This is a genomic window from Stenotrophomonas sp. YJH_SMC_12-1, from assembly GCF_059370935.1.
The window spans coordinates 23,447-46,035 of record NZ_JCAFUD010000012.1; the positions used below are offsets into that span (position 1 = coordinate 23,447).

Sequence of the window (22,589 nt, forward strand, 5' to 3'; positions counted from 1 at the left end):
GGGGATATCGTTGAGGACCCGGCGGACGTACGCCGGCGCACGGTGAATGGTTTCACTGCGCCGCGTTTTGCTCACGCTGCGCCGCCGCATGGATTGTCGCCCGATCACCGGAAAACCTGCTGTGCCGGAGCTGGCGCCCCGCTCAATTTGCAAGTGTTCCGATCCCGGCGGGCTATCGGCGACAATGCACGGATGAACATCCAGCTCAATGGCGAACCCCGCGCCCTGCCCGCTTCGGCAACCCTCCACGACCTGCTCGAGGCCGAACAGTTGCTGCAGCGCCGGGTGGCGGTCGAGGTCAACGGCGAGATCGTCAGCCGCAGCCGCCACGGCGAGCACGTCCTGGCCGAAGGCGACGTGGTGGAGATCGTGCACGCGTTGGGCGGGGGCTGAGACCTCCGGGTGGTGCCGGCCGCTGGCCGGCAATCCGACGCTGTCAGGCACCCTGCATGTGCCGGCCAGCGGCCGGCACTACCCTCGCCCTCCTGCGGACAGCACCGCCTTGCGTGATCCCATCTTCAGGCGGATAGGCGATAATCGCGCCATGAACGTTCATGTCTCCCCCGATTCGCTGGTGATCGCCGGCAAGACCTATGGCTCGCGGCTGCTGACCGGCACCGGCAAGTTCAAGGATCTGGAAGAAACCCGCCTGGCCACCGAGGCCGCAGGCGCCCAGATCGTCACCGTGGCGATCCGCCGCACCAACATCGGGCAGAACCCGGGCGAGCCGAACCTGCTCGACGTGCTGCCGCCGGAGCGCTACACCATCCTGCCCAACACCGCCGGCTGCTACACCGCCGAAGACGCCGTGCGCACCTGCCGCCTGGCCCGTGAGCTGCTGGACGGCCATAACCTGACCAAGCTGGAAGTGCTGGGCGACCAGAAGTCGCTGTACCCGGACGTGGTGCAGACCCTCAAGGCTGCCGAGCAGCTGGTCAAGGACGGCTTCGAAGTGATGGTCTACACCTCCGACGATCCGATCCTGGCCAAGCGCCTGGAAGAGATCGGCTGCGCTGCGGTGATGCCGCTGGCCGCGCCGATCGGTTCGGGCCTGGGCATCCAGAACAAGTACAACCTGCTGCAGATCATCGAAGACGCCAAGGTGCCGATCATCGTCGACGCCGGCGTCGGTACCGCGTCGGATGCCGCGATTGCGATGGAGCTGGGCTGCGACGGCGTGCTGATGAACACGGCCATTGCCGGTGCGCGCCACCCGGTGCTGATGGCCAGTGCCATGCGCAAGGCGGTCGAGGCCGGCCGCGAGGCCTTCCTGGCCGGGCGCATCCCGCGCAAGCGCTACGCCAGCGCCTCCTCCCCGGTGGATGGGCTGATCGGCTGATGACCAATCCATTCGACAGCGCCGGTTCCAAGGCTCCGCCCAAGCCCTTCACCGTAAGCGAGGGCCGCCGCGAGGTGCGCAGCTTCGTGTTGCGCCAAGGCCGCTTCACCCCCGCCCAGCAGCGCGCGTTCGACGAACGCTGGCCGCGCTTCGGCCTCGACTACACCGGCCAACCGCGTGACCTGGACGCCACCTTCGGCCGCCCGGCACACAAGGTGCTGGAAATCGGCTTCGGCAACGGTGCCGCGCTGCGCTTTGCCGCCCAGCACGACCCGTCACGCGATTACATCGGCATCGAAGTGCACGCCCCGGGCGTGGGCAGGCTGCTGAACGCGCTGGCCGACGACAACGCCGACCACGTGCGCCTGTACCACCACGACGCGGTGGAAGTGCTGCAGAACGAGATCGCCGATGGCGCGCTCGATGAAGTGCGCATCTACTTCCCGGACCCGTGGCACAAGAAGCGCCACAACAAGCGCCGCCTGCTGCAGCCGGCGTTCGCCGAACTGCTGGTGCGCAAGCTGCGCCCGGGCGGCCGCCTGCACTGTGCCACCGACTGGGAGGACTACGCCGAGCAGATGTGGGACGTGCTCGATGCCACCGCCGGCCTGGTCAACCGTGCCGGCCCGCGTGGCAGCGTGCCGCGCCCGGACTGGCGCCCGCAGACCCACTTCGAGACCCGCGGCCAGAAGCTTGGCCATGGCGTCTGGGACCTGCTGTACGACCGCACCTGACGATCGCCTGAGGACGCCGCGCCCCACATGGATACCGCGCTGACGCTGACCAACGACATGAAGCTCGTGCTCGGGCTGGTCGGCTTCACGATGGCGATGTTCCTGTTCGAGCGCATCCGCGCCGACGTGGTCGCGCTGGTGGTGCTGGTGGTGCTCGGTGTCACCGGGCTGATCGCGCCGGAGGAAATCTTCGGCGGCTTCTCCGGTAACGCGGTGATGAGCATCATCGCCACCACCATCCTCGGTGCCGGCCTGGACCGCACCGGGGCGCTGAACCGGCTGGCCGCGTGGCTGCTGCGACGCGGTCATGGCGTCGAGCAGAGGCTGCTGATGATGACCACGGCCATTGCCGGCCTGAACTCGTCCTTCATGCAGAACCCGTCGGTGATGGCGCTGTACCTGCCGGTGGCTTCGCGACTGGCAGCGCGCACCGGCCTGACCCTGCAGCGCCTGCTGCTGCCGATTTCGGCGGCGATCGTGATGGGCGGTGCGCTGACCATGGTCGGCAATTCACCGCTGATCCTGCTGAACGACCTGCTGGCCTCGGCCAACAACAACCTGCCCTCGGGCCTGGCCACCATCGAGCCGCTGCGCATGTTCGCGCCGCTGCCGATCGGCGTGGCGCTGCTGATCGCCTCGCTGCTGTACTTCCGCTACTACGGCGACCGCAAGCTGATCGAGGAAGAGAACCTGGCCAACGACGGGGTCACCCCGGCGCGCACCGAAAGCTACTTTGCCAAGACCTATGGCATCGAAGGCGATGTGTTCGAGCTGGTGGTCAGTGCCGAAAGCCCGCTGGTCGGCATGACCCTGGGCGAGGCCGAGAACCTGCACGATGCCCCGCTGCTGCTGGCCCTGAAGACCGGCAACGACACGCGCCTGGCGCCGCCGGCGGAGATGCGCATCTGGGTGGGCAGCGTGCTCGGCGCAATGGGTCCGCGCGAGCAGATCAACGACTTCGCGCAGAACCAGTTCCTGCGCATGTCTTCGCGCCTGAAGCACCTGGGTGACCTGTTCAACCCGAGCCGCGCCGGTATTTCCGAGGCGGTGGTGCCGCCGACCTCGAACGTGATCGGCAAGAGCGCGGCCGACCTGCGCCTGCGCAAGGAGCGCGGCATCAGCCTGCTGGCGATCAACCGCGACAAGCAGGTGATCCGCGAGGACGTGCGCGACGTGCAGTTGCGTGCAGGCGACATGCTGGTCTTCCACAGCATCTGGACCGACCTGGCACAGGCGGCCAAGAGCCGCGACTTCGTGGTGGTGACCGACTACCCGACCGGCGAACAACGCCCGCACAAGTTCAAGATCGCCATGGCGATCTTCGCGTTGACCATCCTGATCGCGCTGACCAGCAAGCTGCCGGTGGCGCTGACGCTGATGACCGGCGTGGCCGGCATGCTGCTGACCGGCGTGCTGCGCATGGACGAGGCCTATGCCTCGATCAACTGGAAAACGGTGTTCATGATGGCCGGGCTGATTCCGCTCGGCTGGGCGATGGACTCCAGTGGTGCGGCGGCGTGGGTGGCCGGCCATACCATCGACAAGCTGCCCACCGGCATCCCGGTGTGGGTGCTGGAGGTGGCGCTGGCGCTGCTGACCACGGCGTTCTCGCTGGTGATCAGCCACGTGGGCGCGACCATCGTGATGGTGCCGATCGCGGTGAACCTGGCACTGGCGGCGGGCGGCAACCCGACCGCGTTCGCGCTGATCGTGGCGCTGTCGGCGTCCAACAATCTGATGACGGCCTCCAACCCGGTGATCTCGATGATCACCGGCCCGGCCAACTACACCCCGCGCGAGATGTGGCGGGTCGGCGGCCCGCTGTCGCTGATCTACACCTGCGTGGTGGTGCTGATGATCAACCTGATGTTCTGAGGGGCTTGATCGGCAGGGCTGCGCCCTGCACCTGCAGAAGCCGAAGCAACAGCAACAGCAACAGCGGGCATTCCGTGGGATGGCGGGGCACTGTGGGTTTGCGGGGACGCCGTAAACCCATCCATGGGGGCTTGGTCGCGGCATCCATGCCGCTCACACCCCGCAAACCCACAGTGCCCCGCCTTCGACAGTTTCACGAGGCTGGTGGTGGGTGCCGACCGTTGGTCGGCACGGATCTCGCTCTGGTAGGTGTCGACCTTGGTCGACACGGCTTTTGTAGAGTCGAGCCGTGCTCGACTGTTTCTGGCCTCAAGCCAGGTAAACCTGCCCGTCGCGCACGTCCACCGGCACCACGCGCAGGCGGTCGCCCTTGCAGGGGCCGGCGATGCAGTCGCCGCTGTCCAGCGCGAACGAGGCGCCATGCGCGGCGCAGACCAGGTGGCCTTCACGGCTCTTCAGGAACTGGCCCGGGGCCCAGTCCAGGCGGCGGCCGGCGTGCGGGCAGATGTTCAGGAACGCGCGCACCTGCGCACCGTCGCGGTACAGCACCAGCGATTCGGCATCGCCATCAACCACCGCTTCGACCTCGGCAAACGCGCCATCGGCAATGGCATCAAGGGCGATCAGGGCGGCAGAGGCAGTCATGGCGAAGGCTCGGACAGTAAACCCGCATTGTCGCACGCCCACTCAGGTGACTGGCTGCGACATGAACACAAGTCATTGATCCGTAATAAGCACAGGCTATATTTAACGAGTTTTTCACTCAATGACAGTGGCGCGTCCCGATACTCTGGTTTCGCTGATCCCAGCCTATCGAGCCGCCATGTTCAATCGCGCATCCGCCTTCAACCAGTTCCGCACCCTGTTCGCGCCGCGCAAGCCGCGCCATCCGCTGGTGCGCGTTGCCGTGGGCCTGCTTGGCCTGGCGATCCTGGCCGCGATGGTGTTCATCGGCGTGTTCGTCGGTGCAGCGATGATCCTGGTCGGCCTGGCGTGGAAGCTGCTGGCCTCGCGCAAGCCGGGCGTTGCCCGTCCGGTCGATCCGACCGTGGTCGAAGGCGAGTACCGCGTGGTGCGCAAGCCGGTGCTGCCGGCCTCGCGCTGATGCGGGTCTTCCGCGCCCGCTGACGGCGGGCGCCATGCGTTCTAGACTGCGGGCACGCCCTTCCTGGATGCCCGCATGTCCGATGTCTCCGATGTGATCCCTGCCGTAGCCCTGCCGCGTGTACCGGTGGTGGGCGGTGGCAGTTTCCCCGTGCACCGCATCTACTGCGTCGGCCGCAACTTCGCCGACCACGCCCGCGAAATGGGCGCGGCGGTGCCGGCGGCCGATGACCGTGGCCGCCCGATGTTCTTCAGCAAGCCGGCCGATGCGATCGTGGTCGGCCATGACGACGCCATCCCCTACCCGCCGGCGACCGCCAACCTGCACCACGAAGTGGAGCTGGTGGTGGCGATCGGCCGTGATGCGCCCGCAGGCGAACTGGCCGTGGCCGATGCCGAAGCACTGGTCTACGGCTACGCCGTCGGCCTGGACCTGACCCGCCGCGACCTGCAGGCTGCGGCCAAGGACAAGGGCCACCCGTGGGATGCCGCAAAGGGCTTCGACGCCTCCGCGCCGATCAGCGAAATCGTCCACGCCGAAGAGGTCGGCGACCTGGCCGCGCTCAACCTGTCGCTGGAGGTCAACGGCGAGGTGCGCCAGCAGGCGCTGCTGGACCAGATGATCTGGAACGTGCCGGAGATCCTGCACGAGCTGTCCAAGCTGTGGCAGCTGCGTGCCGGCGACCTGGTGTTCATGGGCACCCCGTCAGGCGTGGCTGCACTGAAGCCCGGCGACCGCTTCAGCGCGCGCCTGGAAAACGTGGCCGAGCGCCACGGCGTGATCGCCGGCTGACATTACCTGCGCTACCCTGCGCGCTGTCCACTTCCCCACCGGAGAAAAACAACAATGGGAATGCTCACCGAGTTCAAGGAATTCGCGATGCGCGGCAACGTCATCGACCTCGCCGTCGGCGTGGTGATCGGCGCGGCCTTCGGCAAGATCGTGACGGCGCTGGTCGAGAAGATCATCATGCCGCCGCTGGGCCTGCTGATCGGCAAGGTGGATTTCTCGCAGCTGGCGTGGACGCTGTCACCGGCCCGCATCGGGCCGGACGGCAAGGAGATTCCGGCCGTGGTGATCGGCTATGGTGACTTCATCAATACGCTGATCCAGTTCGTGATCGTGGCCTTCGCCATCTTCATCGTGGTCAAGGCGATCAACCGCCTGTCGCGCAAGCAGGAAGCGGCACCGGCCGCACCGGCCGAAGAAGTGGTGCTGCTGCGCGAGATCCGCGACAGCCTGAAGAAATAAGGCCGCAGAACGGTAGTGTCGGCCGCTGGCCGGCAATATCGGAACATGCGGAAGCCGGCCAGCGGCCGGCACTACCGCGACTGCGCGAAAGCCCCGCTCCGGCGGGGCTTTCGCTTTGCCGGACATGGCGGAAAACAGCGTTCGCGCCAGCCATGACCTCCCGCCCATGCGCCGGGCTGAACGACTGTTAAGCTCCAAGGCTTGGTCCCTTCCCGGAGCTGTCCATGCGTCGCCGCGTCCTTGCCATCGCATCCTCCCTCGCCCTGCTGGCCGCCCCGGCCTTCGCGGCGCCGCATACCACCACCCTGCCCCCGGCGTCGCTGGCCACCGCCGCACAGCTGCGTGACCAGGCGCTGGCCGATGACACCGGCTGGAAGGTGGTCGAATCGCTCACCACCGAAATCGGCCCGCGCATCGCCGGCAGCGAGGCCGACGCCCGCGCCGTGGCCTGGGCCGAAGCCAAGTTCAAGGCACTGGGCTTCGACAAGGTGTGGAAGGAACCGGTGACCTTCCCGAAATGGGAGCGCCGCAGTGAACACGCTGCCGTGACCGGCAGGAACCCGCAGCCGCTGCAGATCACTGCGCTGGGCGGCAGCCCGGGCGGCACGGTGGAAGCGGAGGTGGTGCGCTTCGCCGATCTGGCCGCCCTGCAGGCGGCACCGGCCGGTTCGCTGAAGGGCAAGATCGCCTTCGTCGATTACCAGATGCTGCCGTTCCGCGATGGCCGCGACTACGGCCGCGGCGGTGCGATCCGCAGCAAGGGACCGTCAGAAGCGATCCGCAAGGGCGCGGTGGGCTTCCTGATGCGCTCGGCCGGTACCGATTCCCACCGCGTGCCGCACACCGGCATCACCCGTTTCGATGATGGCCTGACCCCGGTGCCGTCGGCGGCACTGTCGGTGCCCGATGCCGACCAGCTGGCGCGCCTGCTGGCCCGTGGCAGCACCACGGTGAAGGTGGCGCTGGACTGCGGTTGGGATGGCACGGCCACTTCGTACAACGTGATCGGCGAGATCACCGGCCGCAGCCTGCCGAAGGAAGTGGTGGTGATCGGCGGTCACCTGGATTCGTGGGACCTGGGCACCGGCGCGGTCGATGACGGCGCAGGCGTGGGCATCACCATGGCTGCCGGCCACCTGATCGGCCAGCTCAAGCAGGCACCGAAGCGCACCATCCGCGTGATCGCCTTCGCCAACGAGGAACAGGGCCTCTACGGCGGCAAGGCCTATGCCGAGGCACACGCCAAGGACGTGGCCCTGCACCAGCTGGCCGCCGAGAGCGACTTCGGCGCAGGCCGCATCTACGCCTTCAATACCGGTTCACCGAATCCGGAAGGCTCGCGTGAAGCGACGAAGCAGATTGCCGAAGTAATGAAGCCGCTGGGCATCGAGTACCAGGCCGACAAGGGTGGCCCGGGCCCGGACGTCGGCCCGCTGGCCGCCAAGGGCGGTGCGTGGGCGTGGCTGGCGCAGGACGGCTCGGACTACTTCCACCTGCACCACACCGCCGACGACACGCTGGACAAGATCGACCCGAAGGCACTGGCGCAGAACGTGGCCGCGTATACGGTGTTCGCGTACCTGGCGGCGGAAGCCGATGGTAGTTTCGGCAGCGAAGCCAAGGCGACCACGCCTCCGAACGAGTGATGCGCTGGCGCCGGGCCATGCCCGGCGAGTGCAGCGGGAAGAGCGGTGCGAACCGAGGTTCGCGCCCACCGGGCAATGGCGTGGGTCAGAGCCCTCGCCCTGGCGAGGGATCTGACCCCGATCCTGTCAGCCTTCCCACACGCTGGTGTTGCGCACGCCCAGCAGTTTCGGGTTGAACAGCGGATCCTTGCCGGCCTGGCGATGCTGCTCGTAGTCGCGCAGTGCGGCCAGGGCAGGCCTTTGCAGCAGCAGGATGGCGATGATGTTCAGCCAGCTCATCAGGCCAACGCCGATGTCGCCCAGCGACCAGGCCACTGTGGCACTGTTCACCGCCGAGTAGCCGGTCGCTGCCAGGAACAGCAGCTGGAAGACGCCCATCAGCCACGCCGCCGGCCGATCGCGGCACAGATAGCTGACGTTGGTCTCGGCCATGTAGTACAGCGCGAGGATGGTGGTGAACGCGAACGGCAGGATCGCCAGCGCCACGAACGAACGGCCGAAGCCCGGCAGCGCCGATTCCACTGCATGCTGCACGAAGCGTGGCCCGGCCTCGACGCCGGGCAGATTGCCCAGCAGCAGGCGCGCGTCATCGGGAATGCCGTTCACCGCGGGGTCGTAGACGTTGTACAGGCCGGTGGACAGGATCAGGAAGGCAGTCGCACTGCACACCACCATCGTGTCGATGTAGACCGAGAACGACTGCACCAGGCCCTGCTTGACCGGATGCGAGACTTCCGCGGCGGCGGCCGGGTGCGCCCCACTGCCCATGCCGGCCTCGTTGGACAGCACGCCGCGACGCACGCCCCACTGGATGGCAGTACCGATCATCGCGCCGAACGCTGCATCCACGCCGAATGCACTGCGCAGCACCAGCGTGATCACCTCCGGCAGCTTCTCCGCGTTGAGCACCATCACCAGCGCCGTGACCAGCAGGTAGGCCACGGCCATCAGCGGCACCACCCATTCGGCCACGCGCGCAATGCGCCGCACACCGCCGATGAGGATGGCGCCCAGCACCACCAGCAGAACCGCGGTGGTGGTCATCACCGGCACGTCCCAGGCTTCGTTCACCGCACTGGTGATCGCATTGGACTGGGTGCCGGCCAGCATCGCGCCCGCCAGCACCGTCACCAGTGCGAACAGCACGGCATACCAGCGTTGGCCGAGGCCTTTCTCGATGTAGTACGCCGGGCCGCCACGGTACTGCCCCTTGCCGTCGCGATCCTTGTAGATCTGCGCGAGCGTGGATTCGATGAATGCACTGGACGCACCGAGGAAGGCGACGATCCACATCCAGAAGATCGCGCCGGGGCCGCCGAAGGCGATGGCCATGGCGACGCCGGCGATGTTGCCGACGCCCACCCGGCTGGACAGCGAAAGGGACAACGCCTGGAACGGCGACACCCCGGCATCGGAGCGCTCATGGCGGAACATCAGGCGCAGCATGTCCGGCAATGCACGCAGCTGGATGAAGCGCGTGCGCACGCTGAAGTACAGGCCGGTGAGCAGGCACAACACCACCAAGTAGGGGCTCCAGACGACGCCGAGGATCGTGTTGACGATGGATTCGATGTTCATCGGCGACCTCCTAGAAGAACATGCCCAGGGCAATCTGGGGGCTGACGATATGGCGGGTGTTGCGGCCCGCCACGCTGAATTCCACGCCGGCGATCAGGCCCAGCGTCGGGCTGAAGTGGTACTCCACGGCCGGCGCCAGGGTGATGCTGCGGCTGGCCGGGCGATGTTCTTCGACGCGCTCGACGTGGCCGCTGGCGTTGCGCGCGAAACCACTCAGGCGCTGGCCGGTCTCGCGGCTGGCGGCCACTTCCATCACGCCGACCCAGCGCGGATTGAAGCTGTACTCGGCCCCCACCGACAGGCCCAGCACCGAACCGCGGGAGATGTGTCCCTGGAAGCTGTCATCGGTGCCGTACACGCTGGCCCCGGAGATTGCCGTGCGCGACGGCGCCGGCCCCGCGCTGAGCTGGGCGCGCCAGCGCAGCGGGCGGTCGTTGCCCAGCCAGACCACCTGCTGCACGCCCACTGCGGCGGTGGTGCGCTGCACACCGTCGCCCTGCGCATCGAGCGGATTGCCGGTGACGCGGTCGTGGCTGCCGGTACTGAAGCGCTGCACCAGCGCGACCGAGATGGCCGGACGCGTGCCATCGGCATTGGGCGCCTGCAGCAGGTACTGCAGGCGCGCAGTGGTATCGCCGGCGCGGAAACCACTGCTGCGCGCGCTGCCCTGTTCGGCACGCGATGCACTGAGATTGACCTGGCCCATCACCCGGTCGCTGAAGCCGTAGATGATCGGCACCACCGTGGCCCACGCACCGCTGTGCTGCGCGCTGCCGCGGCGATGGCCGCCATCGTCATACTGATCGCGGCTGTCGACCCGCACCAGGTAGGGTTCGATGTACCAGTTGCCCTGCGGCAGGCCGGCCGGGTTGGGGGTGATCAGCGGACCGGTGAAGTTGACCCCGTCCAGGCTGCGTTCGCCGGCTGCGGCACGGCCGTTGGCAAGGACGCTGGTCAGGACCAGCAATGCGATGAGGATACAGCGTGGGTGATGCATGGCAGCCTCTTCTGGACACCGTGGGATGGAGTTCCACCCTGCGTTGCCGGAAGCGGCTGACCAATAAGGAAACTTTCAAAACGTCATGCGCGCTTGACGCAATGACGAACCCTGGAAGGGGTCAGAGCCCTCGCCCGCGGCGAGGGATCCGACCCGGGATACCAGATCAGCTGCGGCGGCTGGCCCACTGCGCCAGCAGCACCGCCGTGGCCGAGGCCACGTTCAGGCTCTCCACCGCGCCGCTGCCGGGAATCGAGACCTGCAGGTCGCACGCCCCCGCCAGGCCACGGTCCATGCCCTCGCCTTCGGCGCCCATCACATACACCAGGCGTTGCGGCAGCGCGGTGCGGAACACGTCGTCACCGCCCTCCACCAGGGTCGCGGCCAGGCCGAAACCGGCGGCACGCAGCTGTGCCATCGCCTGGGCGGTCTCCGGCAGCTGCACCAGCGGCACCGCCTCGGCACCGCCCTCGGCCACGCGCGCGGCGGCACCGGACAGCGCCAGCGTGCTGCCGGCCGGCAGCAGCAGCGCCTTGGCACCGAAGTGCGCGGCCGAGCGCAGGATCGCGCCGAGGTTGTGCGGGTTGCCCACGCCATCCAGCCACAATGCCAGCGCCGGACCGTCACCGACCTGCTCCAGCCACTGCGACAGCGGCAGCGCCGGTGCGCGCAGCACATCGGCCACCACGCCTTCGTGGTGGGTGGTGCCGGCAAGCTTGTTCAGATCGCCGTCTTCAACCACGCGATACCCCACGCGGTTGGCCACGCACCACTTCAGCAGCGGCTGCAGGCGCGGAATGCGCGCCTCCAGCAGGTACAGCTTGCGCAGCGCCTGCGGCCGCGCTTCGAACGCGGCCAGCACGGCATTGAGGCCGTACAGGCGCAGCTCGTCGCTGCCACCGCGCCCACCACCGCCCGTGGCCGGCACCTCCGGACGCGGCAACGGCGTTGCGCGCGGCGGACGGGCGGACGGGCGGCGGTTGTTCCAAGGGTTGTTCACTTACACACTCTCCTGCTTGCGCTGGCGCCAGAAATCGGCGTTCTTGATGCCCAGGGCATCAGGGTCGAACACCGGATCCAGGCCGAGCTTCTTCTGTCGTTCGTAGTCACGCAGGGCCAGCATCGCCGGCTTCTGGATGATGAGGATGGCAATGATGTTCAGCCAGGCCATCAGGCCGACGCCGATGTCACCCAGCGCCCAGGCCAGGGTCGCATTGTGGAACGCGCCGAACACCACCATGCCGATGATGCCCAGGCGCAGCACCAGCACGGTCAGCGGGCGCTTCCTGTTGTGGTTCACATAGCTGAGGTTGGTCTCGGCCATGTAGTAGTACGCCATGATGGTGGTGAAGGCGAAGAAGAAGATGGCGATGGACACGAACGCCGAACCCCAGCCCGGCAGCACGGCTTCCACGCCGGCCTGGGCGTAACCGGCGCCTTCGGGAATGCCGGCCAGGCCCTGGAAGATCGGCGGGGCGCCAGCACCTACCGGCGAGTACACGTTGTAGGTGCCGCTGGCCAGGATCAGGAACGCGGTGGCGGTGCATACCATCATGGTGTCGAAGTAGATGGCGAAGGCCTGCACGTAGCCCTGCTTGGCCGGGTGCGAGACTTCCGAGGCGGCCGCTGCATGCGGGCCCGAACCCTGGCCGGCTTCGTTGGCGTAGATGCCGCGCTTGATGCCCCACTCCACTGCCAGGCCCATCATCGCGCCGAACGCGGCGTGGGTGCCGAAGGCGCTGCTGAAGATGATGTTGAACATCTCCGGCACGCGGTCGTAGTTGATGATCATGATGACGATGGCCATCAGGATGAAGCCGGCGGCCATGAACGGCACCACCACTTCGGCGAAGTTGGCGATGCGCTTGACGCCACCGAAGATCACCACGCCCAGCAGCAGCGCGACCACGATGCCGATGCCCAGCTTCAACGCCTGCACCGACTCCATGCCGAAGGCCTGGCCATCGAGCGGACCGCACAGGGCGGTGCCACGGCAGGCGTTGATGATGCTGTCGGCGATCGCGTTGGCCTGCACGCCCGGCATCAGGAAGCCGGCGGCGATGATCGTGGCGATGGCGAAGGCCAGCGCGTACCACTTCAGGCCCATGGCCTTTTCGATGTAGTAGGCCGGGCCACCGCGGTAGCGGCCTTCAGCGTCCTTGGTCTTGTAGATCTGCGCCAGGGTGCATTCCACGTACGAGGTGGACGCGCCGAGGAAGCCCATCACCCACATCCAGAAGATGGCACCGGGGCCGCCGAAGGCGATGGCGGTGGCCACGCCGGCGATGTTGCCGATGCCCATGCGGCCGGCCATCGACATGGCCAGGGCCTGGAACGAGGACACGCCGGCGTCGGATTTCTCACCCTTGACGGTGAGGCGGCACATCTCGAGGAAGCCGCGGATCTGCATGAAGCGCGTGCGCAGGCTGAAGAACAGGCCGGCGCCCAGGCACACAAAGATCAGTGCCTTGCTCCAGATGATGCTGTTGATGAAATGTACGGTTGCTTCCACGCGCGCTCTCTCCAGTCGGCGGGTTGTAAGGACGTCCCGTCGGCTGGAGGGGACCGGTCGATTCTCCCTGATCGAAGGCCGCTGCGGTAGCGCCGGATCAATGGGGGCTGCGGGATGGGTGGGAGGGATGGCTGCGCTGACGCCATGATGCCCGGTAGAGTCGACTGTTGGTCGACTGCCGTTGGCCCCGGTCGCAGAAGAGCCCGCGCTGCGCGCGATAGTCGACTGACAGTCGACTCTACCCCCTCCCCCTCCCCGGCTGCTCAGGGCAGCTGGGTGCGTACCCGGGCGAAGCGGCGCAGGTCGCGCAGGACGCCGCGCTTGTAGACCGCACAGCGCTCCACGCCCTCTTCCTGGAAGCCGTTCTTCTCCAGTACACGGGCCGAGCCGAGGTTGAAGTCGACCACGGTGGCCTGCAGCCTGAACAGGCTTAGTTCGTCCATCACCCACGGTGCGAACAGGCCGACCACGCGGGTCATCACGCCCTGGCCCCAGTAGGCCTGGCCCAGCCAGTAACCCAGTTCGGCGGTATGCCCACGCTCGGCCACGCCCTGCTGGGCACCGACGCTGCCGCAGGCCTGGCCGTCGATCTCGATGGCCAGGTTCAGGGTTCCGGGGGCCAGCACGCGGCCGGCGAGGAAGGCCTCGCCATCCTCGCGCGTGTACGGGTACGGGAAGCGATCACGCAGGCCGCGCGATACCTCGGCGTCGTTGGCATGGCGCAGCAGCGATTCCAGGTCTTCCGGGCGCCAGGGGCGCAGGCGGAAACCTTCTCCCTGTAGTGGCGGGGTCAGAGCCCTTTCCGTTCCGGAAAGGGCTCTGACCCCTGGACCGACCCCGTCGGCAGGCCGGTCAGGCATGCCCGCCCACCGAGGGCGATTCGGCTTCCTGCTTCTCCAGCTCGCGCTTCACCGCTTCCGGCGAGCGGGTGTACGGGGCCAGCCGCGCGTAGAACGCCGGCACCACGAACAGCGACAGGAACGTCGAAAGAGTCACGCCGAAGATGATCACGATGCCGATCGTGCCACGGCTGGCCGAGCCGGGGCCACCGGCCACCACCAGCGGAATCGCGCCGACCACGGTGGCGATCGAGGTCATCAGGATCGGGCGCAGGCGCACCATCGCCGATTCGATGATCGCCTCGCGCACGGTTCTTCCGTCGTCGCGCAGCTGGTTGGCGAATTCGACGATGAGGATGCCGTTCTTCGCTGCCAGGCCGACCAGCATGACGATGCCGATCTGGCTGAACAGGTTCACCGTGCCGCCGCTCACCCACAACCCGACCAAGGCACCGAGCACGCCCAGCGGCACGGTCAGCATGATGGTGAGCGGGTGGATGAAGCTCTCGAACTGCGCGGCCAGCACCAGGTAAACCACCAGCAGGGCCATGGCGAAGGTCAGCAGCACCGCGCCACCCGCACTCTGGTACTCGCGCGATTCGCCCTTCCAGTTCACCTGCGCGTACTGCGGCAGTTCCTCGCGGGCCACGTTCTGCGCCCAGGCGATGGCCTCGCCCAGCGGATAGCCCGGTGCCAGGCCGGCGGTGATGGTGATCGAGCGCAGGCGGTTGAAGCGGTTCAGCGTGCCCGCCTCGGCCACTTCACTGAGCGTGACCAGGTTGGACAGCGGCACCAGTTCGCCGGAGGTGGCGCGCACGCGGATCGCAGCCAGGTCGGCCGGGCTGGCACGGCCATCGCGACCGGCCTGGACCAGCACGTCGTACTCCTCGCCGTTGTCGACGAAGGTGGTGACGCGGCGCGAGCCCATCATGGTTTCCAGTGCCGAACCGATCGCGGTGACCGGCACGCCGAGATCCGCCGCACGCTGGCGGTCGATGTTTACCCGCATCTGCGGCCGGGTTTCCTTGTAGTCCGAATCCGGGCCGACCAGGCCCGGGTTGTCGGCCATGCGCAGCAGGATGCGGTCACGCCACTGCGCGATCTCGGCGTATTCCGGGCCGCCCAGCACGATCTGGAACGGCTGGCCGCCACTGCGCACCAGCCCGCCACCCACCTGCGTACGCACGCGCACGCCGCGGATGGTGTCCAGTTCCTTCTGCAGTGCGTTGGCCACGTCCGGCGTGGCCTCGCTGCGCTGGCGCCACGGCTGCAGGAAGATGCTGACGCGGCCGGTGTGCATTTCCTCGCTGGCACCGAAGCCGCCGGGCACGCGCGGGTTAGCACGCACGATCGGCTTGTCGGCGCCCACGTGCGGGGCCAGCAGTGCCTCCACCTGCTGTACCTGCTGCACGGTGTAGTCGTAGCCGGCGCCTTCCGGGCCGTCGATCATGATCTGGAACGAACCGCGGTCTTCGGCCGGCGCCAGCTCCGACGGCAGCAGTTTCAGCAGGCCCCAGCTGGCGGCCAGCGCGGCCACCATCACCAGCAGGTAGATCCAGGTGCGGTCCACGTGATGGTCGAGCACGCGGCCATAGCCGGAGGCCAGGCGCTCCAGGTTGCGGTTGACGAAGCCATGCAGGCCGCGCGGTGCCTGCCCGGTGTGCGGCTTGAGCAGTTTGGAGGCCATCATCGGCGTCAGCGTCAGCGCCACGAACGCGGACAACGCAACCGCTGCCGCCAGCGCCACCGCCAGTTCGCGGAACAGGCGGCCGGTATTGCCTTCCAGGAAACCGACCGGCAGGAACACCGCCACCAGCACCGCGGTGGTGGCGATCACCGCGAAGGCGACCTGCGTGGTGCCACGCTTGGAGGCCACCAGCGGGGGCTCGCCCAGGTCGATGCGGCGCTGCACGTTTTCCACCACCACGATCGCATCGTCCACCACCAGGCCGATGCACAGCACCAGGGCCAGCAGGGTCAGCAGGTTGATCGAGAAATCGAACGCATACAGCGCGATGAACGCCGCGACCAGGCAGACCGGCACCGTTACCGCCGGGATCAACGCGGCGCGGAAACTGCCGAGGAACAGCCAGATCACCGCCAGCACCAGGATCATCGCTTCCACCAGCGTGGCATAGACGCGGTCAACCGCGGCTTCGATGAAGGTGGTGTTGTCGAAGGCGACGAAGATCTGCGTGCCCTTGGGCAGGGTCAGTGCCACCCGCTCGGCTTCAGCGCGCGCGGTACGCGCCACGTCCAGCGAGTTGGCGGTGGAGGTCTTGACGATGCCCAGGCCGATGCCCGGCTCGCCGTTGCTGCGGTAGTACGCGCGACGCTCGGCCGAAGCCAGTTCGATCTTCGCCACGTCGCCCATGCGCACCACGTAGCCGTCGCGGCCCTTGCCCAGCGGGATGGTCGCAAAGTCTTCCGGCTTGATGTAGTTGCGCTCCACGCGCAGGGTGAAGTCACGGTCGGTCGACTCGATGCGGCCGGCCGGCAGTTCCACGTTCTCGTTGCGCAGTGCGGTTTCCACATCGCCAGTGGTCAGCCCGCGCGCGGCCAGCTGGTCACGGTCCAGCCAGATGCGCATCGCATAGCGCTGGCGGCCACCGATGCGGACCTGGGCCACGCCATCGAGGCTGGAGAAACGATCGACCACGTAGCGGTCGGCGTAGTCGCTCAGCTCCAGCGTGTCCATGGTCGAGGACACCATGTTGAACCAGATGATCGGGTCGGCATCGCTCTCGACCTTGGCGATCTCCGGCGGACGCGCTTCTTCGGGCATGCGGTCGGCGACGCGGCTGACCGCATCGCGCACGTCATTGGCGGCCGCTTCGATATCGCGGTTGGAGGTGAACTCGATGCTGACCTGCGAGCGGCCGTTGGTGCTGCGCGCATTGATCGTATCGATGCCTTCGATGCCGGCCAGCGCATCTTCCAGCACCTGGGTGATGCGGCTTTCGATGACCGCCGCCGAGGCGCCGGTGTAGTCCACCGACACCGACACGATCGGCGGATCGATGGCGGGCAGTTCGCGCAGGGTCAGGCGGGTGAAGGACATCACGCCCAGCACCAGCAGCAACAGGCTCATCACCACGGCGAACACTGGCCGCTGGATGGAGATGTCGGACAGCTTCATCCGCCGTGGCCCTCGGCCGCGGCCGGCGCCGGTGCATCCGCCGGTTTGGCACCGCTGGCCGGGGCCGCATCCTTGGCCGCGACCTTCAGGCCCGGGCGCAGCTTGCCGGTGCCATCGACCACGATGCGCTGGCCGGCTTCCAGGCCCTGTTTGATCTCAACCACGCCGGCGCGGCGCGCACCGGTCACCACGTCCACGCGTTCGACGCTGTCGTCGTTCCTGATGCGGTACACGAACGTGTCGCGGCCCACCTGCACCACGGCGATTTCCGGCACCACCAGCGCCGGGCGCTCGGGGCGGAACAGGCGCACGTCCAGCAGCATGCCCGGGCGCAGCGCGTGGTCGCTGTTGGCGAAATCGCCGCGCACGGTCACCGCACGGGTCGCCGGGTCGATGCGTGCGTCGATGGTACTGACCACGCCCTCGAAGGTGCGGCCCGGCCACGCCACGCTGGTGGCGCTGACCTTGTCACCGACGCCCAGTGCGGCCAGTTCCACTTCCGGCACCTGGAAATCGATGTGCATGTGCTCGATGTCGTCGAGCGTGGCGATGACCGTGGTCGGGGTCACCAGCGAGCCCGGGCTGACCTGGCGGATGCCGAGCACGCCGGCGAATGGTGCGCGTACACGGCGATCACCGATGTCGGCCTGCATCTGCATCACGCGCGCCTCGGCGGCATCGCGGATCGACTTCTGCGTATCCAGCGTGGCACTGGACACCAACCGCTGGGAGGCCAGCTCGCGCTGGCGCTTGTACAACTGGTCGGCCTCGTGGAAGGTGGCCTGCGCCTGCACCAGCGCCGCTTCCTGGGCCTGCCCGCGCAGCGTCACGATCGGGGCACCGGCGGCGATGTGCTGGCCGCTTTCGAAATGCACCTTCTCGACGATTTCGCTGACCTTGGCGGTGACGCTGATCGACTCGCGCGCCTTGGCCGTGCCCAGCGCCTGCAGGGTGTCATTCCACTGCGTGGGCTGCACCACCTGCGCCGTGACCGGCACTGCTTCGCCCTGCCGACGCGCGGCGGCCTCCTGTTTGCCTGCGCACCCGGCCAACACGGCCAGGCTGAGGCCAAGGGCCAGGGTCGAAGCGATACGAGCCAACATGAAGGGTCCTGATTGATCCACGGCCGCCGAGTGTAGGCAAGGCCCCGCAGAAGCGGTATGTGCCAAGCGTTTACCATCGTGGAACCGAAGCCGTGATAGCGCCTTGAACCCGTTCCGTGCAAGGCTGCCCTTGGCGGTGTCGGCGTGTGTCGGGTTGTATCCAGCCGTGCACCACGGGCGTTGCCATCGTAGAGTCGAAGCTGCCCGACAGAGGGCGTCGGGCGGGGACGGATCCTGGCGGGGATCCGGCCCCGGTTTTTTTTGCACCCGGCGGATCAGTACCGGTAGTTCACCTTCATCCACAAGCTGCGCCCGGGCTCGTTGATGCGCACCGGGTCGGCCGGGAAGCCGAAGTCGGCACTGCCGGCCAGGTTCAGGTGCTCGCTGTAGGCGCGGTCGAACAGGTTGTCGACGCCCGCGCTGAGCTGCAGCTGCGAACTGAAACGGTACGCGGCGTTGAGCGCGAACGTGGCGAAACCGGCACTCGGCCCCAGGTCCTGCGCAACGACATTGCCTTGGCCATTTGCGACACGATGCTGGTGGTTCACCGCACGCAGCAGTGCCCCGGCGCTCCAGCGCTGGCCTTCCCAGTTCGCACTCAGGCGCGTTTCCAGCGGCGGCATCTGCGGCAGCGGACGCTGCTGGTCGCGGTTCTCGCCCCAGGCATAGGCCAGCGTGCCCCCCAGTTTCCACTGCTCGGCCACGCTTACCTCCAGCCCCGCCTCAGCACCGGCGATGCGCGCGTCGACATTGCGGGCCTGGCTCATGCCCATCATGCCGCTGCCGTGGTACGTGAACAGGATGTAGTCCTGGATCTGCCCGGCGTACGCCGAAACCCACGCCTGCACGCGCGGTCCCTTGTACTGCAGGCCGACGTCGAGCTGGGTGGTGCGTTCGGGCTGCACGCCGGTGAACGCGTTCACTGCGCCGGCCGGGCCATGGTTGGGCGAGAACAGCTCCCAGTAGTCGGGCATGCGTTCACTGTGGCCGAGCCCGGCGTACCAGGTCAGGCCGTCGGCCAGATCCTGCTCGTAGCGCAGGAAGCCGCTGCCGAGCCAGTCCTTGCGGCGCTGGCCCGCAGTCGGATTGGGCCTGTTCCCCATCATTCCGCGGATCGATTGCCGCTCATCTCGGACGCTGGCGCGGTCGATGCGCAGGCCGCTGATCCAACGCTGATCGGTGCCGGCGCCGAGGGTCAACTCGGTGAACACGCCATAGCGGCGGAAGTGGGCATCGGTCCCCCAGGCGGCCTGGCGGTAGGTGTCGCGGCCCATGCCCATGCGGCCACGATGGCGGCTGTCTTCGCCGTCCACACCCGCCACCAGTTGCACGTCCTGCCAGTGCCACTCGGAACTGACCCGGCCGCCCTGGGTACGGCGGTCCACGTTCGACGCCATCGGCATCGGCATCATGCTGTTGGGATTCGGCGTGCGCAGCGTGTAGTTATCCATCACGTGGTCGGCTTCGTTGTAGTACACGTTGGCCTGCAACGTGTCCCACGCACCGGGCAGATTTCGTTTTTCGAAGCGCGCGGCATAGCTGGTGCGTTCGAACGCGGCACCGTCCATGCCGCGCCCGGCGTAACGCGCGATGGCATCGCCGGCACCGGCGGAAATCTCCAGCAGCGTGTCGGCATCCGGCGTCCAGCCGATGGCCACGTCGCCATTCCACTTGCGCCACTTCGACGGCACCACGTCACCGTGGCCGTCCTTGTAGTCATCGGCCTCGGAGCGGTTGCCGCTGGCGCGTACATAGCCGGTCGGATTGCCCAGGGTCAGGTCCAGTACCTGGTCATTGCGGTTGCGCGAGCCGACCAGCGCACTGGCATCGGCACGCACGCCGGGTTCATCGAAGCGCGGGGTGTCGCGCTCGAAGCGCACGGTACCGGCCGAGGCACCTGCGCCCCAGCGCACGCTCTGCGGGCCCTTGATGATGGTCAACCGGTCGAAGCTTTCCGGCGCGATGTAGGACAGCGGATTGTCCATGCGCGACGGGCAGGCACCGATCAGGTTGCCGTCGTTGCTGAGGATGTTCAGGCGCGAACCGAACATGCCGCGCAGCACCGGGTCGCCGTTGGTGCCGCCGTTGCGGATGGCAGAGAAGCCGGGAACGGTTTTCAGGTAATCGGCACCATCACTGGCCGGCACCGGCTGCCGCGGCAGGCGCGGATCGGTCACCCAGTGCAGCGGCGAGGACGGTGCGGCGGCGGTGACCACCATCGTGTCGAGGGTACGCGCCTCGTCGGCGGGCGCAGCGTGGGCCAGTGACGCGGCCACGGCCAGGCCAAGGGCAACCGGCAGGCGCGCGCAGGCGCCCGCGGGGCGGGAAGTCATTTTCATCGGAACAGCTCCAAGGTACGCACGCGCGCACGGCGCCCGGTCAGGCGCGTCGTGCGGCAGATTCACGGGGATATCAGCGGACGATGGAGACGCGCGGTGGCCCACGTGCGGCATGTGCGGGCCAGTGCGGTGCGGGCAGCACCCGTTGCGACCACGGGAACACCAGGCGCGGCCGCCACAGCAGCGGCAACAGCAGCACCAGCACCGCCAGCCATGGCAGCAGGCGCATGGCCAGTACGCAGTATTCGCAGGCTTCGCCATGCATGGCGTGGGGATCGGCCGGGCGGTCAGGCGCTGCCGGCGCGGCGCCGTGCTGATCGTGCCCGGCCATGGCCATGTCATGCATGTCGTGGCCCATGGCGGCGTGGTCCATGGCCGCCATTGCGGTGTGGTCCATCGGCGGCGCCTGCAGCGCGCGGCTGACCAGCGGCGCAAGCACCATCAGCAGCGTCGCCAGGATGGCGAGCTGGAGCAGAAGACGCTGCGGGCGGGGCAGGCGGGTCACCCCGCTAGTGTAGAGGCGGGTCCAGGGTTGCCCGTGCGACGAACCGTCGCAGGAGGGGGTTTATCGGCAGGGCTGCGCCCTGCACCCGCTGCGAGCTGGAGCAACAGCAACAGCCGAAGCAAAAGCGGGCTTCCTGTGGGTAGGCGGGGTGGGTCCGGTTGCGGGAGACGCCGTAAACCCATCCTTGGGGGCTTGGCCGCGGCATCCATGCCGCGGACACTCCCGCAACCGGACCCACCCCGCCTTCGACAGATCTCTGCGATCTGCAGTAGATCCACGCCATGCGTGGATGAATCTCAATCGGAATCGAATATTTCGAACTGGAATCGAAAAGCATCCACGCATGGATCTATCGTGTCGACCAAGGTCGACACCTACCAACAGCCGCCGGAATCTGTCAGAGGTGGGGCGGTGTCGGAGTGCGGGGTGTCAGCCGCATGGATGCGGCTGCCAAGCTTACAGGGACGTACTTGCAGCGTCCCCGCACTCCGACACCGCCCCGCCAACCCACGGAATGCCGCTTCTGCTGTTGCTGTTGCCTTTGTCCGCAGCAGGTGCAGGGCTGCAAGCCCTGCTCGACCAACCCCTCACACCGTGATGGTCTGGGTCAGTGACTCCCACGTCGGCGGCACCGGCCACGCGGCGGCCTGGTTGCCATCCAGCACCCTGCGCAGATCGCGCGGATCAATCTGCGGTGCCAGCACGTGCACCAGCTCCAGCGCGTAATCGCGCAGCACCCGGTCGCGCGGCAACACCGCCCAGGCAATGCACTCGCTGATCGGGTCCGGCGCCGGCCACGAGCGCAGGTCTTCGTCGCTGGAACTGACCGCCATCTCGGCCAGCAGGCCTACGCCCAGACCGGTACGCACATAGGTCTTGATCAGGTCCGCATCGAGCGCGGTCAGCGCCAGGTCCGGCGCCAGGCCGTTTGCAGCGAAGGCGCGCTGCAACGAGGAATTCGGGCGGGTCGAGGATTCGTAGCTGATCAGCGGCTGCCGGGCCAACGCGGCCAGGTCCGGCGCGCGGCCGGCGCGGTCCAGCGGGTGCCCCTTGGGTACCACCACCAGGCGTCGCCAGCGGAACAGCGGCACCGCGATGCCATCGGTGGGCTCACTGCCGGCGGTGCTGATGATCGCTATATCCGCGTCACCCTGGTTCAAGCGGTCCAGCGCGTCGGTTTCACCGGCCTGCTGCAGGTGCACGCTCACCTGGGGATAGGCCTGCTTGATCGCTGCCACCGCCGGCGGCAGCACGAAGCGCGCCTGCGTGTGGGTGGTGGTCAGGATCAGCTGGCCCTGGCTCTCGCGGCGCTGGTTGGCCGCGTAGGTGCGGATGTTGTTGGCCTCGGCCAGCACCGCGCGGGCGCGGGCGATCACCTCGGTACCGGCCGGGGTGACCGACTCCAGGCTGCGGCCCTTGCGCACGAACAACAGGAAGCCGAGCTCGTCTTCCAGCTGCTTGAGCTGCTTGGACAGGCCGGGCTGGGTGGCGTGCACGCGCGAGGCGGCCAGCGTGATGTTCAGCTCGGCGTCGGCGATGGCGACCAGGTAGCGCAGCTGGGTCAGCGTCATGGGAGGCGGGCGGCGTGGGGCGGAGGTCCACTCTAGGGTCAATTGCCGTCACCAGC

Annotated in this window: 19 protein-coding genes; 8 read left to right on the forward strand and 11 right to left on the reverse strand. The window is 67.7% G+C overall.

The features are described from left to right. Positions 1-192: 192 nt before the first annotated feature. The 4 genes from thiS to AC5P8Y_RS18800 all read left to right on the forward strand — a co-directional run bounded on the left by thiS (position 193) and on the right by AC5P8Y_RS18800 (position 3,948). The gene (gene thiS / locus AC5P8Y_RS18785; RefSeq protein WP_005410812.1) at positions 193-393 is read left to right on the forward strand and encodes a sulfur carrier protein ThiS; all 201 of its coding nucleotides are present in this window, start codon (positions 193-195) and stop codon (positions 391-393) included. Between the two features lie 151 nt (positions 394-544). After that, entirely contained in the window at positions 545-1,339 is a 795-nt protein-coding gene (locus AC5P8Y_RS18790; RefSeq protein ID WP_005410813.1) for a thiazole synthase, read from the forward strand. Next, the gene (gene trmB, locus AC5P8Y_RS18795) at positions 1,339-2,073 is read left to right on the forward strand and encodes a tRNA (guanosine(46)-N7)-methyltransferase TrmB (protein WP_005410814.1); all 735 of its coding nucleotides are present in this window, start codon (positions 1,339-1,341) and stop codon (positions 2,071-2,073) included. The genes AC5P8Y_RS18790 and trmB overlap by 1 nt, the downstream gene beginning before the upstream one ends. Before the next feature lie 27 nt (positions 2,074-2,100). After that, the gene (locus AC5P8Y_RS18800) at positions 2,101-3,948 is read left to right on the forward strand and encodes an SLC13 family permease (RefSeq protein WP_043034315.1); all 1,848 of its coding nucleotides are present in this window, start codon (positions 2,101-2,103) and stop codon (positions 3,946-3,948) included. A gap of 309 nt (positions 3,949-4,257) precedes the next feature. Here the strand turns inward: AC5P8Y_RS18800 and AC5P8Y_RS18805 are convergent, their stop codons facing one another. Then, positions 4,258-4,593, reverse strand: a complete 336-nt coding sequence (locus tag AC5P8Y_RS18805) for a Rieske (2Fe-2S) protein (protein ID WP_049452127.1) — start codon at positions 4,591-4,593, stop codon at positions 4,258-4,260. A 178-nt stretch (positions 4,594-4,771) separates the two neighbouring features. On the opposite strand from AC5P8Y_RS18805, the gene AC5P8Y_RS18810 reads away from it, so the two are divergent. The 4 genes from AC5P8Y_RS18810 to AC5P8Y_RS18825 all read left to right on the forward strand — a co-directional run bounded on the left by AC5P8Y_RS18810 (position 4,772) and on the right by AC5P8Y_RS18825 (position 7,950). Beyond that, positions 4,772-5,053 carry a hypothetical protein gene (locus AC5P8Y_RS18810; RefSeq protein ID WP_005410817.1) on the forward strand — a complete coding sequence of 94 codons (282 nt, stop codon included), beginning with the start codon at positions 4,772-4,774 and terminating at the stop codon, positions 5,051-5,053. Between the two features lie 75 nt (positions 5,054-5,128). Then, positions 5,129-5,845, forward strand: a complete 717-nt coding sequence (locus AC5P8Y_RS18815) for a fumarylacetoacetate hydrolase family protein (protein ID WP_012481114.1) — start codon at positions 5,129-5,131, stop codon at positions 5,843-5,845. Positions 5,846-5,899: 54 nt separating this feature from the next. After that, positions 5,900-6,304: a large-conductance mechanosensitive channel protein MscL gene (gene mscL, locus AC5P8Y_RS18820; RefSeq protein WP_005410819.1), complete on the forward strand. Its 405-nt coding sequence runs from the start codon at positions 5,900-5,902 to the stop codon at positions 6,302-6,304. Between the two features lie 224 nt (positions 6,305-6,528). After that, the gene (locus tag AC5P8Y_RS18825; RefSeq protein ID WP_012481115.1) at positions 6,529-7,950 is read left to right on the forward strand and encodes a M28 family peptidase; all 1,422 of its coding nucleotides are present in this window, start codon (positions 6,529-6,531) and stop codon (positions 7,948-7,950) included. Between the two features lie 126 nt (positions 7,951-8,076). On the opposite strand, the gene AC5P8Y_RS18830 is transcribed toward AC5P8Y_RS18825, so the two are convergent. The 10 genes from AC5P8Y_RS18830 to AC5P8Y_RS18875 form a co-directional block, all read right to left on the reverse strand. Beyond that, positions 8,077-9,528, reverse strand: coding sequence for an alanine/glycine:cation symporter family protein (locus AC5P8Y_RS18830; RefSeq protein WP_049404367.1), 1,452 nt, complete (start codon positions 9,526-9,528; stop codon positions 8,077-8,079). Positions 9,529-9,538: 10 nt separating this feature from the next. Beyond that, positions 9,539-10,525, reverse strand: a complete 987-nt coding sequence (locus AC5P8Y_RS18835; protein ID WP_049404369.1) for a hypothetical protein — start codon at positions 10,523-10,525, stop codon at positions 9,539-9,541. 166 nt (positions 10,526-10,691) lie between these two features. Continuing rightward, positions 10,692-11,525, reverse strand: a complete 834-nt coding sequence (locus tag AC5P8Y_RS18840) for a TrmH family RNA methyltransferase (RefSeq protein WP_049404371.1) — start codon at positions 11,523-11,525, stop codon at positions 10,692-10,694. Beyond that, positions 11,526-13,037, reverse strand: a complete 1,512-nt coding sequence (locus AC5P8Y_RS18845; protein ID WP_049433178.1) for an alanine/glycine:cation symporter family protein — start codon at positions 13,035-13,037, stop codon at positions 11,526-11,528. A 263-nt stretch (positions 13,038-13,300) separates the two neighbouring features. Then, on the reverse strand, positions 13,301-13,897 hold the full coding sequence (locus AC5P8Y_RS18850; protein ID WP_111108613.1) for a GNAT family N-acetyltransferase: 597 nt from the start codon (positions 13,895-13,897) through the stop codon (positions 13,301-13,303). Next, positions 13,890-17,015 carry an efflux RND transporter permease subunit gene (locus AC5P8Y_RS18855; RefSeq protein WP_005410824.1) on the reverse strand — a complete coding sequence of 1,042 codons (3,126 nt, stop codon included), beginning with the start codon at positions 17,013-17,015 and terminating at the stop codon, positions 13,890-13,892. The genes AC5P8Y_RS18850 and AC5P8Y_RS18855 overlap by 8 nt, the downstream gene beginning before the upstream one ends. Then, positions 17,012-18,118, reverse strand: coding sequence for an efflux RND transporter periplasmic adaptor subunit (locus tag AC5P8Y_RS18860; protein WP_049404380.1), 1,107 nt, complete (start codon positions 18,116-18,118; stop codon positions 17,012-17,014). Before AC5P8Y_RS18860 ends, AC5P8Y_RS18855 begins: the two co-directional genes overlap by 4 nt. 275 nt (positions 18,119-18,393) lie before the next feature. After that, the gene (locus AC5P8Y_RS18865; protein ID WP_049433175.1) at positions 18,394-20,457 is read right to left on the reverse strand and encodes a TonB-dependent copper receptor; all 2,064 of its coding nucleotides are present in this window, start codon (positions 20,455-20,457) and stop codon (positions 18,394-18,396) included. A 73-nt stretch (positions 20,458-20,530) separates the two neighbouring features. After that, positions 20,531-20,962 carry a DUF2946 domain-containing protein gene (locus AC5P8Y_RS18870; RefSeq protein WP_049404384.1) on the reverse strand — a complete coding sequence of 144 codons (432 nt, stop codon included), beginning with the start codon at positions 20,960-20,962 and terminating at the stop codon, positions 20,531-20,533. Between the two features lie 587 nt (positions 20,963-21,549). Next, complete coding sequence (locus tag AC5P8Y_RS18875; protein ID WP_005410828.1) at positions 21,550-22,533, reverse strand: LysR family transcriptional regulator; 984 nt, start codon at positions 22,531-22,533, stop codon at positions 21,550-21,552. Positions 22,534-22,589 lie beyond the last annotated feature (56 nt).

Excerpts from the sequence above, each read along its gene's own strand:
- trmB (WP_005410814.1), top strand. The coding sequence starts at position 1,339 with ATGACCAATCCATTCGACAGCGCCGGTTCCAAGGCTCCGCCCAAGCCC.
- AC5P8Y_RS18805 (WP_049452127.1), bottom strand. The coding sequence starts at position 4,593 with ATGACTGCCTCTGCCGCCCTGATCGCCCTTGATGCCATTGCCGATGGC.
- AC5P8Y_RS18810 (WP_005410817.1), top strand. The coding sequence starts at position 4,772 with ATGTTCAATCGCGCATCCGCCTTCAACCAGTTCCGCACCCTGTTCGCG.
- AC5P8Y_RS18865 (WP_049433175.1), bottom strand. The coding sequence starts at position 20,457 with ATGAAAATGACTTCCCGCCCCGCGGGCGCCTGCGCGCGCCTGCCGGTT.
- AC5P8Y_RS18875 (WP_005410828.1), bottom strand. The coding sequence starts at position 22,533 with ATGACGCTGACCCAGCTGCGCTACCTGGTCGCCATCGCCGACGCCGAG.
- AC5P8Y_RS18790 (WP_005410813.1), top strand. The coding sequence starts at position 545 with ATGAACGTTCATGTCTCCCCCGATTCGCTGGTGATCGCCGGCAAGACC.
- AC5P8Y_RS18825 (WP_012481115.1), top strand. The coding sequence starts at position 6,529 with ATGCGTCGCCGCGTCCTTGCCATCGCATCCTCCCTCGCCCTGCTGGCC.
- AC5P8Y_RS18860 (WP_049404380.1), bottom strand. The coding sequence starts at position 18,118 with ATGTTGGCTCGTATCGCTTCGACCCTGGCCCTTGGCCTCAGCCTGGCC.
- AC5P8Y_RS18815 (WP_012481114.1), top strand. The coding sequence starts at position 5,129 with ATGTCCGATGTCTCCGATGTGATCCCTGCCGTAGCCCTGCCGCGTGTA.
- AC5P8Y_RS18800 (WP_043034315.1), top strand. The coding sequence starts at position 2,101 with ATGGATACCGCGCTGACGCTGACCAACGACATGAAGCTCGTGCTCGGG.
- AC5P8Y_RS18830 (WP_049404367.1), bottom strand. The coding sequence starts at position 9,528 with ATGAACATCGAATCCATCGTCAACACGATCCTCGGCGTCGTCTGGAGC.
- mscL (WP_005410819.1), top strand. The coding sequence starts at position 5,900 with ATGGGAATGCTCACCGAGTTCAAGGAATTCGCGATGCGCGGCAACGTC.
- thiS (WP_005410812.1), top strand. The coding sequence starts at position 193 with ATGAACATCCAGCTCAATGGCGAACCCCGCGCCCTGCCCGCTTCGGCA.
- AC5P8Y_RS18850 (WP_111108613.1), bottom strand. The coding sequence starts at position 13,897 with ATGCCTGACCGGCCTGCCGACGGGGTCGGTCCAGGGGTCAGAGCCCTT.
- AC5P8Y_RS18855 (WP_005410824.1), bottom strand. The coding sequence starts at position 17,015 with ATGAAGCTGTCCGACATCTCCATCCAGCGGCCAGTGTTCGCCGTGGTG.
- AC5P8Y_RS18835 (WP_049404369.1), bottom strand. The coding sequence starts at position 10,525 with ATGCATCACCCACGCTGTATCCTCATCGCATTGCTGGTCCTGACCAGC.